Raw genomic sequence first — 14,330 nt, forward strand, 5'->3', positions numbered from 1 at the left:
TCAGGGGCGCCGCCACTCGTCGCTGCCCAGGTGCGACCCGGCCTGCGGGCCCATCCGGAGCATGCCGCCGTCCACGCTCCAGGAGGCGCCGGTGACGTACGTGGCCTCGGGACCGGCGAGGAAGGCGATCACGGCCGCGACCTCGCGGGCGTCGCCGGGGCGGCCGAGGGGGACGCCGGGACGGTTCTCGGTGTGCGGGTCGGAGTCCTCCTGGCCGGTCATCGGTGTGGCGATCTCACCGGGCGCCACCGCGTTCACGGTGATGCCGTACTCGGCCAGCTCCAGGGCCATGACCTGGGTGAGCAGTCCCAGGCCGCCCTTGGCCGCGCAGTACGGCGCCGCGCCCACCCGCGGCTGGTGTTCGTGGACGGAGGTGACGTTGACGATCCGGCCCCCGTCGCCCTGCCGGATCATGTGCCGGGCCGCCTTCTGCCCACACAGGAAGGGGCCGACGAGGTCGACGTCGAGGACCTCGCGGACGTCGGCCGGCTCCAGGTCGAGGAAGGGCGTCATGGTGCCCGTACCGGCGTTGTTGACCAGGACGTCGAGGCGGCCGAGCCGGTCGCACAGTTCGTCGACGGTCCCGGCGGCGGTGGGCAGCCGGGTCAGGTCCATCTGGGCCACGGCGGCCCGCTGCCCGTGGGCGCGGACCTCCTCGGCGGTCTCCTCGGCGCCTTTGAGGTCGCTGTGCCAGGTGATGCCGACGTCCATCCCCGCCCGGGCCAGTCGGACGGCGGTGGCCCTGCCGATACCGGAGTCGGCACCGGTGATCAGGGCCACCTTGCTGCGCGGTGCGGTGGGAGCGGACATGTCAGGCCTCCTCGTGGACGCGGGCGAGGTGATGAGGCATCGCAGTACCCGGCCGGGTACTGGACAAACCGCCCCGGGCCGCACCGCCCGCGGAAGGCGCCGGCCCGCCCGTCGTGCGGCCCCCGGGGAGCTGGGGAACTCTGGAGGTGGAGGTGACCATGGACCCCGTCGAGGCCCTGGACCGGATCGCGTTCCTGCTGGAACGGTCCCGTGAGCCCACCTACCGCGTGCGCGCCTTCCGTACGGCGTCCCGGGTGCTGTCCGCGCTGCCCGACGAGGAGGTGCGCGAACGGGCCCGCGCCGGGACCCTGGAGATGCTCAAGGGCGTCGGCCCGAAGACCGCCCAGGTGGTGCGCGAGGCGCTGGAGGGCCGGGTCCCCGGCTATCTGGAGAAGCTGGCCGGCGAGGCGGAGACTGCGCTGGTCTCGGGCGGAGAACGGCTGCGGGCCCTGTTGCGCGGGGACTGCCACCTGCACTCGGACTGGTCGGACGGCGGCAGCCCGATCGAGGAGATGGGCCGGGCGGCGGCGGGCCTCGGCCACGAGTGGGCCGTGCTGACCGACCACTCGCCCCGGCTGACCGTGGCACGCGGTCTGTCGCCGGAGCGGCTGCGCCGCCAGCTGGAGGTGGTGGCGGAGCTGAACGAGACCTGGGCGCCGTTCCGGCTGCTGACCGGAATCGAGTGCGACATCCTCGAGGACGGCTCGCTCGACCAGGAGCCCGAACTGCTCGATCAGCTGGACGTCGTGGTGGTGTCCGTGCACTCCAAGCTGCGGATGGACGCCCGCTCGATGACCCGGCGCATGGTGGCCGCCGTACGCGATCCGCACGCGGACGTGCTCGGGCACTGCACCGGGCGGCTGGTGACGGGGCGGGGGCGGCCCGAGTCGGAGTTCGACGCGGACGAGGTGTTCGCCGCGTGCGCCGAGTCCGGCACGGCCGTCGAGATCAACAGCCGGCCCGAGCGGCTCGACCCGCCCCGGCGGCTGCTGCGCACGGCCCTGGAGGCGGGCGTGCTGTTCTCGGTCGACACCGACGCGCACGCGCCCGGCCAGCTGGACTGGCAGATCCACGGGTGCGCGCGGGCCGAGGAGTGCGGGGTGCCGCCGGAGCGCGTGGTCACCACGTGGTCGATGAAGGAGCTGCTGGCCTGGACCCGTCAGGGCCGCACTCCGGACCGCTTGGCGAGCGGCTGACCGGGTACTCGCCGTGACGCCCTGCATGCCGCTCGGTCGGTACGGACGACACGGCGGGCGCAGGGGTACGGGCGCATGGGCGCGAGGACGGACGTGTGGGACGAGAGGACGGGCGCATGGGACGGGCCGCGGTGTTCGACGTCGACGGGACCCTCGTCGACACCAACCACCTGCACGTGGTGACGTGGTGGGAGGCCTTCCGGCAGGCCGGGCACGAGGTGCCGATGCACGCCGTCCACCGGGCCGTCGGACTCGGCTCCGCCGACCTGATCGCCCACCTCCTCGGCGACGACCGGGACAAGGGCCGGGACGAGGAACTCAGCGCCGCCCACAAGGCGTTGTACGGACAGTACTTCGACCGGCTGCCGGCGTTCCGGGACGCCGGGCGACTGCTGCACCGCCTCCACCGGGACGGCTGGAGGGTGGTGCTCGCCACCTCGGCGGGCGGCGCCGAACTGTCCGCGCTGCGCCGCGCGATCGACGCGGACGACGCGATCTCCGACACGGCGAGCGCCGACGACGTCGACGAGGGCAAGCCCTCCCCCGAGCCCGTCCGACACGCCCTGGACCTGGTCGGCGTGCCTGCCGAGCAGGCGGTCTTCGTCGGGGACACCGTCTGGGACATGCGCGCGGGCAGCCGGGCCGGGGTGCGCTGCGTGGGCGTCCTGTGCGGCGGCATCCCCCGTACCGACCTGGAGAAGGCCGGGGCGGCCGAGATCTACGACGACCCCGCGGACCTGCTGGCCTCCCTGGCGGACAGCCCGCTGGCGTGACCCGGGTGACGTGACCCGGGTGCGTGAGGGAACTGTCCGCGCGGATACCCACCGTGCATGACGCGTGTGACAGATGCGGTACGACCCCACGGTGGCCGTCCGGCCGATGCGCTGCGGCGGGAGGCGCGTACCGTCCTGCGGGCCGGCCGGGCCGCCTGGCACGGTCCCGGCCGGGAGCGCGATCTGGTGGTCCAGTCGCTCAAGGCGGCCGCGGCGGCGCTGATCGCCTGGTACGTGGCGAGCGACTGGCTCGGCGACCCGATGGCCTTGATGGCGCCCTGGGTGGCGCTGGTGCTGGTGCAGGCCACCGTCTTCAGCTCGCTGCGGCAGGCCGCACAGCAGTGCACGGCCATCTGCGCCGGGACCCTGCTGGCGTCGGGGGCCCAGGCGCTCACCGGGGACACCCTGGGCGCGCTGGCCCTGTGCGTGCCGGTGCTGATGCTGCTCTCGAACTGGCCCCGCTTCGGCGACCAGGGCATCTACGGGGCGACGACCGCCGTCTTCACCCTCGCCTCCGGCACGGTCTCGGCGTCGGCGGTCGGGCATCGGGTGGGGCAGGCGGTGCTGGGCGCGGTGATCGGGGTCGCCGTCAACGCCCTCGTCTTTCCGCCGATCCATCTGCGGGACGTCCGGGAGAACCTGGCAGCGCTCCCTCAGGAGGCGGGCGATGTGCTGCACCGCATCGCCGACGACCTGAGCGAGGGCGACTGGGACGGGCAGACCGCCGCCCACTGGTCGAGGGGCGCGGCCCGGTTGGAGCGGCGCCTGGACGCGCTGCGGTCGGCCCGCGGCTGGAGCCAGGAGAGCCTGCGGCTGACCGCCGGCCCCCTGCGCGCCGTCCGTCGGCTCCCGCCGCAGTCCGTACCGCCCGCGGAGGAGGACGAACGCTGGAGCCGGGTCACCGGCCACATCACGGCCCTGACCCGGACGCTGACGGTCGCGGCCGACGACGGCCGCACACCGGCCCCGCCCGACGGCCCGGCACTGCGCTCGTACGCCCGTCTCCTGGAGCTCATCGCGGACGCGTGCACCGCTCAGAGCCGCCGGCTGCTGGACCCCCGCGAGGACACCCGTCCGGACGGCGGGACCGAGGGCGCGATGTGGGACCTGTACGAGCGGTTGCAGGAGGAGCTGCGTGAGCACGCCTCCCAGGGGGCCGCCCCGGTGACCGTCCTGGGCACCTTGTTGCTGCAGGCCGAGAACCTCTGGACCGAGACCGTTCCGGGCGCCGGGGAGCAGTGACCCGGATCACCCCGGAACACGGCCAACCGGGGAACACCCAGGGGTGGTTGCCCGTTGAACAAACCGTGGGTGCGGATGGGACAGTGTCCCCGGGCCTCACCTTTTGCCCACAGGGACGATCGTTCGGCTGAAGCCCTGTGGAGCCTTTCGCCGAGAGGCGACCGCCATCCGCGCCCACACCTGAGCCGCCCCGACCGTGATTCCCCCGTCCGGTCGGGGCTTTCCCTTGTCCCGGGGGTCGGCCTGAAGGACTGGGCGAAGGACCGGCAGCAGGTGGCCCGCCCGTGGGAGCTGTCGGCGCACCTGACGGGCGTGAACGCGTTCCCCGCCTGACACAGGGGCCGGCCGACGGGTCAGGCGAGTTCCTTCGGCCTGTAGAGGGCGGCGGACGCCCCGGCCGCCAGGGCCCAGTAGCGGTCGCCGTACGACCAGTGCCACCACTCCGTCGGGTAGTTGACGAGCCCGGCCGCCTCCAGCGCCGATCCCAGAACGGCGCGGAGGGCCCGGGCCTCGGCGGTGATGTTCGCGGCGGCGGTGTAGCAGGCGCCGTCGCTCTGCTCCGGACTGGCGTTCATCTCGGTGCCGAGGTCGAGTTCGCGGCCGTCGGCGTCGGCGAGCGTCAGGTCCACGGCGGCGCCCGCGGAGTGCGGGGCGATCTCGGGCGGGGACACAAAGCGGCTGGCCGCCGTGCGGATGCTGTCGGCGGACCAGTCCGGGTAGCCGGCGCGCAACTCGTCGGCGTACTCCTCGAAGTAGCGGCGCTGCAGCGCCGGCGGCCGGTACCCCTCGACGAAGAGCAGCCGCAGCCCGCCGGGCAGCAGGGCCTGTGCCCGCAGCAGCCGGTCGAGAAGGCCCTGCCGCAGGTGGACCTCGGCGCCGTGGGCGTCCTCGTGCTTGCGGTCGTCCACGAGCAGGGCGCCACGTACGTCGACGAGCGCTTCGCCGCACTCCTCTACGGGGACGGCGGCGACCCGGGCGTCGGACATCAGGATGATCTCGCTCATGAGGCGATCATCGCGTGGCGTTTTCCCGGCCGGAAGGGTGCCGGGAGCCGCGTGTATCGCTTTTGGCCGGGTACTCGGGGGGCGCCCCAGCGACCCACGGCCGTGAGGAGTCGACGGTGACCACTTCAACGGACAGCAGGATCGTCGTCACGGGCGCCACCGGCAACGTCGGCACCAGCGTGGTGCGCCTTCTCTCCGAGGATCCGGAGGTCGCCTCCGTGCGCGGGCTGGCCCGCCGGCTCCCCGACTGGTCGCCGCCGAAGACGGACTGGTCGACGGTGGACCTGGCGTCCGACCAGGCCGATCTGGTCAAGGAGTTCGAGGGTGCCGCGGCCGTGATCCATCTGGCCTGGGCGTTCCAGCCCACCCATGATCCGGCGGCGACCTGGCGCACCAACGTACTCGGCTCGATCCGGGTGTTCGAGGCGGTGGCGGCGGCCGGGGTGCCGACGCTGGTGCACGCGTCGTCGGTCGGCGCGTACTCTCCGGGGCCGAAGGAGCACGCGGTGGACGAGTCGTGGCCGACCCATGGCTGGCCGGACGCCGCGTACTGCCGGGAGAAGGCCTATCTGGAGCGGGCCCTGGACACGTTCGAGCGGGACCACCCCAAGGTCCGGGTCGTACGGATGCGCCCCGCGTTCCTCTTCAAGCGGGAGTCGGCGAGCGAGCAGCGCCGCATCTTCGGCGGGCGCTTCCTGCCGGGGCCGCTGGCCCGGCCCGAGCTGCTGCCCGTCCTCCCGGCCATCCCCGGGCTGCGTGTGCAGGCGCTGCACACGGACGACGCGGCGAAGGCGTACCGGCTGGCGCTGCGCCCGGACGTCCACGGCGCCTTCAATCTGGCGGGCGAGCCGCCCGTCGACGTGGAGCTGCTGGGCGAGATGCTCGGCGCCCGTCCGGTCCGGCTGCCGCGCACCGCGGCCCGCTCGGCGATCGCCGCGGCGTGGGGCCTGCATCTGCTGCCGGCCTCCCCCCAGCTCTTCGACGCGGTCCTCAGGCTGCCCCTGATGGACTGCACCCGTGCCCGTACGGAACTGGGCTGGCGCCCGGAGCACACGTCGACGCGGGTCCTGGAGGAGTTCCTGCACGGCATGCAGCAGGGCGCCGGGGCGAAGACGGAGCCGATGCAGGGGCGCAAGGTGGGCTGACCGGAACCTACCCCTGAGCGGTCCGTTACCTACCCCTGAGCGGTCCGTTGTGCGGCCGCTCAGAGGTATGCGCGGCCCTTCAGAGGTAAGCGGTCACGACGTACGCGGTCACGGTCATGCGGAAGGTTCGTCCGGAACCGGGTGCTCGGGGTTCGCGGAGCCCGAGTGCGGGGTTCCTCGCCGGCCGGTCCCGGACTCGTCCGTGTCGGGGACGTCGCCCGCTGACTCGTCGGCGTCCGTCGACGTCGACGCACTGGATCCACCCGCCTTCGCGGCCTTCGCGGCGTCGGCGGCGTCGGCGGTGTCGCCCTGCGCACCGCCGGAGCCGACCTCCCAGGGGTCCTCGCCGTCGTGAGCCTGCTGGTCCGGCATGTCCCGCGGGACGGGCACTCCGTTCTCGCCGGGTCCTTCGTTGCGGTGGTCGTCCACGGCGCACTCCCTTGCCTGGGGTTCGGGGCGCCACGCGAGTACCTCCGCGCTGACCAGCGAAACGTCAGTGCGGCGCCCGCTCCGCCAGCGCCGTGCGCCAGGCCGGCGCGGGCCCCTCCGGCACCGGCTCGGGACGCCGCCCGCCGCGCGCGAAGAAATCGGCGAGCGGCAGGATCGCGGCCCCGACGGTGACCGCGTCCGGCCCGAGGCGCCCGAGGTCGACCGTCACCTTCTCGGCCGGGTGCCGCAGGGCGTACGCCGTCGCGTGCCGCCGTACGGCGGGCAGGAACCGTGCGCCCACCTGGAGCCCCGCCCAGCCGCCGATGAGGATGCGCTCGGGCTGGAAGAGGTTGATCAGGTCGGACAGGCCGGCGCCCAGGTACTCGGCGGTCTCCTCCAGGACGGCGAGCGCGACGGGGTCGGCCTCGCCGCCCTCGGCCGGATAGGCGGCGGCCAGCATCGCGGTGAGCGCGGTCTCCTCGTCGGTGCCCTCGGGGGGCTGTCCGCCCTCCTCGCGCCAGCGTCGCAGCAGCGACTCGGCGCCCGCGTAGGCCTCCAGGCAGCCGAGCGCACCGCACCGGCAGCGCCGACCGCGCACCCGTACCGTCAGATGTCCCCACTCGACCGCGCGCCCGTGCTCCACCTCGGGTGTCACCAGGCAGGCGCCGACGCCGGAGCCGAAGAGGACCACGACCGCGTTGCGGGCGCCGCGTCCGCCGCCGAACCACATCTCGGCCTGGCCGAGGGTACGGGCCCCGTTGTCGATGAAGTACCGCACGCCGTCGGGGAGTCGGGAGCCGGTGCGCAGCAGCGCTTCGAGCGGGACCGCGTCCCAGCCGATGGTCTGCCCGTGGACGACGGCTCCGTGCTCCGGGGTGTGTTCGACGATGCCGGGGACGCCGATGCCGACGCCGAGGAGCTGCTCGGGAGCGACACCGGTCTGCGCCAGCACCTCGGAGACGCCGTCGCGGATGTGGCCGACGATGCCCTCCACCTCATACCGCTGTTGCGCCAACGGGCGTTCCGCGCGGGCGAGTTCGGTGAGCGTCAGGTCGAACAGCTCGATCCGTACCCGGGTCTCGCCGACGTCCACGCCGATCATGTGGCCGCTGCCGGGAACCACCCGCAGCAGGGTGCGCGGGCGGCCGCCGTCGGAGTCGACGCTGCCGGCCTCCTCGATCAGACCGTCGGCGACCAGGTCGGCGACGACGTTGCTCACCGAGCCGGAGCTCAGCCCGGTCGCCGGGCCGAGGTCGAAGCGGCTGAGAGGGCCGTCGAAGTACAGACGTTGCAACACGGCCGTGCGGTTGGCCCGCCTGAGGTCGCGTACCGTACGCCCGTTCCGCACCGCCATGTGGCTCCTTCCGAACCCGCCCCCGACCGGCAACATACCTCTGCCGGGCCGTCGGACGCGTCTTTCCTTCTTTTCTTAATTCAGGTTCTGAACCAAGCGGTTTGACTCAGTGGTTCAACTAAGCGGTTCTGAACTCAGCACGCGTGAGCGCGTCGATCTCCTCCAAGGCCGCGACGAGTTCCGGAGCGACCGTCTCCTGCACCCATCGAGCCTGGTCGACGTCCGCGCCTCGCGGGATCGTCTCCGTGAGCATGATCAGGTAGAGGTAGGCGCGGTAGAGGGCGAGGCGGAGGCGGGCGGGGCCGTCGAACTCCGCCCGGCCGCCGGCCTCCCGGTAGCCCGCGAGGAACGCGTCGTCCTTCTTGATGTCCCCCAGCAGGGCCAGGGAGACGAAGTCGGCCAGCGGGTCGCCCCAGAACATGCGCTCCCCGTCGATCAGTCCGCCGATCCGGGGCGCCTGCCCCGTCGGGCGGTCCACCAGGATGTTCCCCGGCCACAGGTCGAAGTGGACGAGACGGGGGACGGTGACCTCGTCCAGTACGGGGTGGGCCGACCGCAGGGTTCGGGCCATCTCGTCGACGGGGCGGGGCAGGCGGGGCCGGTAGTGGCGGGCGTCGGCGAGTACGGCCTCCGTCATGGCGGTGAAGGCGGTGCGCCAGTCGGGGGCGAGCGGGCCGAGAGCGCCGGACGGATAACCGAAGTCGGGCCCGGTCACCTCATGCAGACGGGCGACCTGGCGGCCCAACTCGGTGCGCAGATCAGTCTGTTCGGCCTCGGTGAACTCGCCGTTCCAGGGCTCGCCCGGCAAGGCCGTCATCAGCAGGTGCGTGTCCGTTTCCCCGCGGAGCGGGATGACGTGCGGCGCCGCGACACCGGCCTCGGCGGCCCCACGGTAGAACTCCGCCTCGGCGAGCAGCAGTCCGCGCTCGTGGCGCAGACCGGGAACGGTCGCGGCGGGCGCGACCTTCAGCACATACCGGCTGCCGTCGGTGAGCAGGAGTTCCTCGACGGCGTTGTACGTGCCGCCGGTCAGCGGACGGACCCGCGCGAGCCGGTCGGGGTCGAGGCGGGCGGCGTCCAGCACACCCCGCGCCCGCTGCCAGGCACCGGCTGCGCCGGCCGAGTCCCCGGGGCCCGCCTGCCCCGCCGGAGCCCCGGCATCCGACCAACTCGCCGAGTCCGCCGAGTCCGCCGAGTCAGCCGAGTCCACGGTGTCCGCCACGCGCGCCCGCCCCTTCCCTGTCTCCGGTCAGCCGACCGCGCACACGTCCTCGGCGTGGCGGCCTTCCCCACCAGCCCGTTGAGCCACTGCTCGACAACCGACCCGTCGGCGTCCGGCACACGCTCGGGGTACAGCGTACGGAACGCCTCCCGGAACCCCGGTCGGGCGCCTACGCCCTGGGCATGCCGGCGCCGCGGGCCCCGCCCCCGGCACCCGCCGCCGCCACGTCATCGGCCACCACCGCGATTCGAGCGGGGGTTGCGGCAGGAGCCGTACCGCCGGAGCAGGCCGTACCCGCGCCCTCCGGTGCGCCGAAGCGGGCGAGGGTGTGCCAGACCATCTTCAGATCCTGGAGCCGGTACCGACCTGTGCGGGCGGCGTCTCCGATGATCCGCGGATCGATCCAGCCGTCCTCGGCGATACGGGCGCCGAGGTCGGCGTACTCCCGGCCGCGGTAGTCGGCGTGGCGGTACAACTCGGCCACGGCGATCCGGTACCCGGGGTGCCACTCGACCGGGCAGGGCAGCAGCCGGGCCGCCGCCTCGACGGACGTTCCGCGATAGCACGCGTCGAGGACCAGCGCCTCCACGTCCTGCGCGAGGCGGACACCTGCGTGGACCTGGGCCTCGATGTAGTCGTTGAGGGCGTCCTGCTCGTCCGCCTCGGCCAGCGCGATCAGGGACATTCCCGCCGCGACCCCGAAGTCGGCCGGCTCGGCGGCGCTGTCCGGGTAGCAGAAGGTGGTCCGGGCGAGCGCGGCACGGGTGAGCCGGAAGTGCGAGGAGCCGAAGCGCGGGGCGGCGCCGACCACCTGACGGCGGAAGTTCAGCGCCCCGTACACGGGACGCTCCCAAGCGTCCGCGTCGTCGTAGGCGCCCGCGAAGATCCGGCTCTCCCAGCGCCAGCGGTCACCGCCGGAGTGTGCGGTGAGACCGCCGTTGCTGGTGCCCGTGACGAACTGCGAGTGGTACGTGCCGTCCTGGGCCAGCGCCTCGACGACGTTCCGTGCGCGCACCAGCCGGTCCGGGTGGAAGTTCAGCGTGACGCGCACGTCGGGAGCGACGGCCACCCCCTCGGAGAGAGCTGCCACATGAAGCAGTGCGGCTCGCGCCCGCGGCGACGGGACATCTCCGAATTCCATTGGCTTCTCCCCACCTTGCCTGCGTACCCTAGCCGGAAACCTAGCCCCCCTAGGTTTCAGTCACCGTGTCCCGCAGGAGGCTCCCTATGAGACCACTCACCGAGCACGACATCCGCAACTCATTTGTCAACTGCTCGAAGGGAGAGGCAAAGCGGCTGGCCGTACCGCGGAACCTCGGTGAACTCCCCTGGGACCACCTCGACTTCCTGGGCTGGCGAGATCCCGGCGCACCCGACCGCAGCTGTCTGGTCACCGAACTGACCGGGAAGCTCGTCGGCGTGACCCTGCGTTTCCCCTCCTCCCAGCACGGGTTCCTGCACCGCAGCATGTGTTCGCTGTGTCTGACCACCCATCCGGGAGGCGGTGTCTCGCTGATGACCGCCCGCAAGGCGGGTCCGGCGGGCCGCGAGGGCAACTCGGTCGGCCTGTACATGTGCACCGACCTCGCCTGCTCCCTCTACGTCCGCGGCAGGAAGATCCCGGACTCCGGGGCCCGCTTCGAGGAGAGCCTCACCCTGGAGGAGCAGATCGCCCGCACGACGCGCAACCTGTCGGCCTTCCTCGACAAGCTGTACACCTGACCCGCCGACCCACGCCCGCTCGGGCTCCGGCTCTCTCGCCGGTCTACGGCACACTGGCGTACCGGAACGACAACCTACGCTTCCTTGCGGACAATTACGGTCCTCAATGCGTACTTTCGGTACATCTGTGAAAGGGGCAGCCCAAAGGATGCGAGATGTACGTGAGTGGGCGGCGCCCCTCGTGCGGTTCGTGCGGCTGCACCGGGACCCCGCGGTCGTGCAGGCGCTGCGGTCGGCCACCGCGGCGACGGTCGCCTATGTGGTCGCGCTGCGCCTCAGCCCCGAGGCGGCTCCGCTCACCGCACCGCTGACAGCCCTGCTGGTCGTCCAGGTCACCCTCTACTCCACGCTCACCACCGGTATCCGCCGGGTGAACTCCGTCGTTGCCGGGGTCCTGGTCGCCATCGCCTTCAGTCTGCTGGTGGGCCTGACCTGGTGGAGCCTGGCGCTCGTGATCCTGGCGGCGCTGGCCGTCGGGCACCTGGTGCGGGTCGACGAGTTCGTGAACGAGGTGGCGATCAGCGCGATGCTGGTGCTCGGCGTCACCACCGTGGGGAACACGGCGTGGGCGCGTGTCCTGGAGACGCTGATCGGCGCGGTCGTCGGCCTCGGCTGCAATCTGCTGCTCGCTCCCCCGGTGTGGGTGGGCGAGGCCGGGGCGTCCATCGAGGGACTGGCCCGCCGGGTCCGGCAGCTGATGCTGCGGATGGGCGAGGAGGCCGCGGGCCGTACGCCCGTAGAGCACGCGACCGAACGGCTGCACGAGGCACGCCGGCTCGACCACGACATCGTCGAGGTGGACGCGGCCCTGCGGCAGGCCGAGGACAGTCTGCGGCTCAATCCCCGGGTCAAGGAGGGCCTGCTGCACCGGGTGGTGCTGCGTACCGGGCTGGACACGCTGGAGATCTGCACGGTCGTGCTGCGGGTGCTCGCGCGCACCTTCACCGACCTCGCCAAGGAACGCGACCCCGACCCGCTGTTCGGGCCGCAGACCGGCGCCGCCGTGGAGCAGCTGCTGTCGGAGATCGCCGATGCCGTGGTGAGCTTCGCGGTGCTGGTCACCGCGGATGTCAGCCAGAACGCCGACGCGGCGGAGTCCCGGCTGACCGCCGAGCTGCGGCAGGCCTCGGCCACCCGCGACAAGCTGGCCCAGCTGCTGCTGGAGGAGGTCCAGCGCGACGCGAGCCAGTGGCAGCTGGAGGGGGCGGTGCTGACGGAGGTGAACCGCATCCTCGACGAGCTGGACACGGAGCACCGCTCGCGCAGGCTGCTGGAGGAGCTGGACCGCACTTCCCGCGAGCAGCGCGAACGGATGCCGCGCCTCACCCGGCTGCGGGACAGCCTGCACGTGCCCGCCCAGCTGCGCCGTGATCGCACGGCGTCCGGACGCCAGTCCAGGTGACGTCGCTCGTCGGCACGCCCCACGCTCGCGCCCAGCGCAACGCGGGAGGCTGGTGTTGCACGTGACGGGCGATCCGCGTCAAGGTGGCTGTTCGCGACCGCGACGAGCGAGAACCTGAGGTGGGACATGAGCACGGGCGGCTGGAGCAGGCGGCGCTTCGTCGGTGCCCTCGCGGGGACGGCCGCCGGGTCGGGGCTGCCCGCATGCGGCGACGTCCCGCCGTCGGGGGCAGGATCGAGCGCCGCGGGCTCCCCGGGCACCGCGGCCACACCTGGCGCGACCGGCCGCCCCACAGGTCCCCGACCGCTCTGCCTCGGCACCTACACCTCGGTCGAGGGCGGCGGCAAGGGCATCGGTCTCGCCGCCTACGACGCCGACAGCGGCCGCATCACGGGAACCGGAACCCTCACCGGCGTCGGCGACCCGTCGTATCTCGCGGTGCACCCCGACGGGCGCACGCTGTACGCGGTGAACGAGCGCGAGGACGGCGCGGTGACCGCCGTACGCCTGGCCGACCGCGAGGTCCTGGGAAGCCGGAGCACCGGCGGTGCGGGTCCCTGCCATCTGTCGGTGCATCCGGGCGGGCGCTGGCTGCTCAGCGCGAACTACGGCTCCGGCAGCGTGGCCGTGCATCCGATCGACGCCTCGGGCGCGCTCGGTGAGCGCACCGACCTCGTCACGCACTCCAGTCCGTCGCCCGGGCCGGGGCAGGAGGGGCCGCACGCGCACCAGGTCGTCACGAGTCCCGACGGCGGCCATGTGCTCGCCGTGGATCTGGGCACGGACACGGTGTACACGTACCGCCTGGACGAGAAGTCCGGCCGGCTCAGCGAGGTCGCGCGGGCCCACACCCGTGCGGGCGCCGGACCGCGGCACCTCACCTTCCATCCGAAGGGCCGCCACGCCTACCTGGCGAACGAGGTGGACAACACGGTCGCGGTCTGCGCCTACGATCCGGGCACCGGCCGGCTCACGGTGGGCGAGGCCCAGTCGACGGGCACGGGCTCGGGCACCAACTATCCGGCGCAGATCCTGGTGACCTCGAACGGCGCGTACGCCTACCTCGCCAACCGCGGCCACAACAGCCTCACGCGGTACGCGGTGGAGGCGGAGGGGGCCCGGCTCAGGCTGCTGGACACGGTGCCGGTGTCGGGTGACTTCCCGCGGCAGATCGCCTTCTCGCCCGACGGGTCGCTGCTGTTCGCGGCGAACCAGAAGTCGTCCACGGTGAGCGTGTTCCGGGTGAACGTGCGCGACGGTGGACTCCGGCTCGCGGGCGAGCCGTTCAGCTCACCCGTCGCCGTCTGCGCGCTGCCGCTGTAGCGCCCGCGGGGTGGAGGCGGCACCGGCCTGGCCGAGCAGGACGTGTATGCGTTCGGTGAGCCGGGCGACGTCGTCGGCGGGGGCGTGGAACGCCAGTCGTACGTCTCCGTGGGCGCGGGCGCGCTCGATGCGCAGCGTCAGTCCGTGCCGGTCGACGGCGAGGGGCCGCACGCGGACGGCGCCCCGCAGGCTGTCGGAGTCCACCAGCCGGGTCAGCCGTTCGACCGCGTCGGCGTGGCGGTCGGCGAGGTGGGTGAGCAGGCGGGCCTCGGCGGTGGCCAGCGGGTCGGGCGCGGCGGCGGTGAACTCGTCGAGGTCGACGACACTCGCGCCGGACTCCTGGCGCAGCACCACCCGCGAGGCTTCGAACGCCGGGCGGCCGCCCTCGGGGACGAGCCGGCCGGCCATCCAGAGCCGGGCACGGATCCGGCGGCGTATGGGGACGGGCGCGACGTCGGCGAACTCCACGACCGCGGACGGCTCGCCGCGCGGCGCGCAGACGGCCGCCGCGAGCAGGGTGCTGTCCTCGGGCGCCTCCAAGAGCACCCGGCCGTCCTCGGTCACGGTGTGCGCGCCGACGAGCTCCTCGCGTCCGCCTTCCGCGGTCACCGCACAGGACCACGCGGTGGCGAGCACCGACCGGGCCCGCTCCGCCACGGACGGCGCGGCGCGCCGGCTCTGGCTGTCATCCATCGGAAACTCCTTAGG

14 protein-coding genes are annotated in these 14,330 nt (G+C 73.2%); 7 read left to right on the forward strand and 7 right to left on the reverse strand.

Annotated features, from left to right (window positions below; genetic code table 11):
- Nucleotides 1-810, reverse strand: a complete 810-nt coding sequence (locus ACIBK3_RS18255; protein ID WP_399366701.1) for an SDR family oxidoreductase — start codon at nt 808-810, stop codon at nt 1-3.
- A 158-nt stretch (nt 811-968) separates the two neighbouring features.
- Between ACIBK3_RS18255 and ACIBK3_RS18260 the strand changes: the two genes are divergently transcribed.
- The 3 genes from ACIBK3_RS18260 (at nt 969) to ACIBK3_RS18270 (ending at nt 4,021) form a co-directional block, all read left to right on the forward strand.
- Nucleotides 969-2,006 carry a PHP domain-containing protein gene (locus tag ACIBK3_RS18260; RefSeq protein WP_399366703.1) on the forward strand — a complete coding sequence of 346 codons (1,038 nt, stop codon included), beginning with the start codon at nt 969-971 and terminating at the stop codon, nt 2,004-2,006.
- Between the two features lie 116 nt (nt 2,007-2,122).
- Nucleotides 2,123-2,779: an HAD family hydrolase gene (locus tag ACIBK3_RS18265; protein WP_399366705.1), complete on the forward strand. Its 657-nt coding sequence runs from the start codon at nt 2,123-2,125 to the stop codon at nt 2,777-2,779.
- A 57-nt stretch (nt 2,780-2,836) separates the two neighbouring features.
- On the forward strand, nt 2,837-4,021 hold the full coding sequence (locus ACIBK3_RS18270) for an aromatic acid exporter family protein (RefSeq protein WP_399366706.1): 1,185 nt from the start codon (nt 2,837-2,839) through the stop codon (nt 4,019-4,021).
- A 353-nt stretch (nt 4,022-4,374) separates the two neighbouring features.
- Here the strand turns inward: ACIBK3_RS18270 and ACIBK3_RS18275 are convergent, their stop codons facing one another.
- Nucleotides 4,375-5,025, reverse strand: a complete 651-nt coding sequence (locus tag ACIBK3_RS18275) for a M15 family metallopeptidase (RefSeq protein WP_399366708.1) — start codon at nt 5,023-5,025, stop codon at nt 4,375-4,377.
- 116 nt (nt 5,026-5,141) lie between these two features.
- On the opposite strand from ACIBK3_RS18275, the gene ACIBK3_RS18280 reads away from it, so the two are divergent.
- On the forward strand, nt 5,142-6,170 hold the full coding sequence (locus ACIBK3_RS18280) for an SDR family oxidoreductase (RefSeq protein ID WP_399366710.1): 1,029 nt from the start codon (nt 5,142-5,144) through the stop codon (nt 6,168-6,170).
- 114 nt (nt 6,171-6,284) lie between these two features.
- Here ACIBK3_RS18280 and ACIBK3_RS18285 read toward each other — a convergent pair whose 3' ends face one another.
- The 4 genes from ACIBK3_RS18285 to ACIBK3_RS18300 form a co-directional block, all read right to left on the reverse strand.
- Nucleotides 6,285-6,599: a hypothetical protein gene (locus ACIBK3_RS18285; protein ID WP_399366712.1), complete on the reverse strand. Its 315-nt coding sequence runs from the start codon at nt 6,597-6,599 to the stop codon at nt 6,285-6,287.
- Between the two features lie 64 nt (nt 6,600-6,663).
- Entirely contained in the window at nt 6,664-7,953 is a 1,290-nt protein-coding gene (locus ACIBK3_RS18290; protein ID WP_399366714.1) for an ROK family protein, read from the reverse strand.
- Nucleotides 7,954-8,071: 118 nt separating this feature from the next.
- Nucleotides 8,072-9,175 (reverse strand): phosphotransferase family protein, encoded by a 1,104-nt coding sequence (locus tag ACIBK3_RS18295; RefSeq protein ID WP_399366716.1) that lies wholly within the window; start codon nt 9,173-9,175, stop codon nt 8,072-8,074.
- Between the two features lie 169 nt (nt 9,176-9,344).
- The gene (locus ACIBK3_RS18300) at nt 9,345-10,316 is read right to left on the reverse strand and encodes a DUF3626 domain-containing protein (protein WP_399366718.1); all 972 of its coding nucleotides are present in this window, start codon (nt 10,314-10,316) and stop codon (nt 9,345-9,347) included.
- 86 nt (nt 10,317-10,402) lie between these two features.
- On the opposite strand from ACIBK3_RS18300, the gene ACIBK3_RS18305 reads away from it, so the two are divergent.
- From ACIBK3_RS18305 to ACIBK3_RS18315, 3 genes are all read left to right on the forward strand, one after another.
- Complete coding sequence (locus ACIBK3_RS18305; protein WP_399366720.1) at nt 10,403-10,897, forward strand: FBP domain-containing protein; 495 nt, start codon at nt 10,403-10,405, stop codon at nt 10,895-10,897.
- A gap of 148 nt (nt 10,898-11,045) precedes the next feature.
- Nucleotides 11,046-12,299: an aromatic acid exporter family protein gene (locus ACIBK3_RS18310; RefSeq protein ID WP_399366721.1), complete on the forward strand. Its 1,254-nt coding sequence runs from the start codon at nt 11,046-11,048 to the stop codon at nt 12,297-12,299.
- Between the two features lie 126 nt (nt 12,300-12,425).
- The gene (locus ACIBK3_RS18315; RefSeq protein ID WP_399366723.1) at nt 12,426-13,622 is read left to right on the forward strand and encodes a lactonase family protein; all 1,197 of its coding nucleotides are present in this window, start codon (nt 12,426-12,428) and stop codon (nt 13,620-13,622) included.
- Here the strand turns inward: ACIBK3_RS18315 and ACIBK3_RS18320 are convergent.
- Nucleotides 13,590-14,315, reverse strand: a complete 726-nt coding sequence (locus tag ACIBK3_RS18320) for a DUF2470 domain-containing protein (protein ID WP_399366725.1) — start codon at nt 14,313-14,315, stop codon at nt 13,590-13,592. The two genes, ACIBK3_RS18315 and ACIBK3_RS18320, sit on opposite strands and share 33 nt — an antisense overlap.
- Nucleotides 14,316-14,330 lie beyond the last annotated feature (15 nt).

It is taken from the genome of Streptomyces sp. NPDC050287, from assembly GCF_044459385.1.
Taxonomy (GTDB): Bacteria; Actinomycetota; Actinomycetes; order Streptomycetales; family Streptomycetaceae; genus Streptomyces.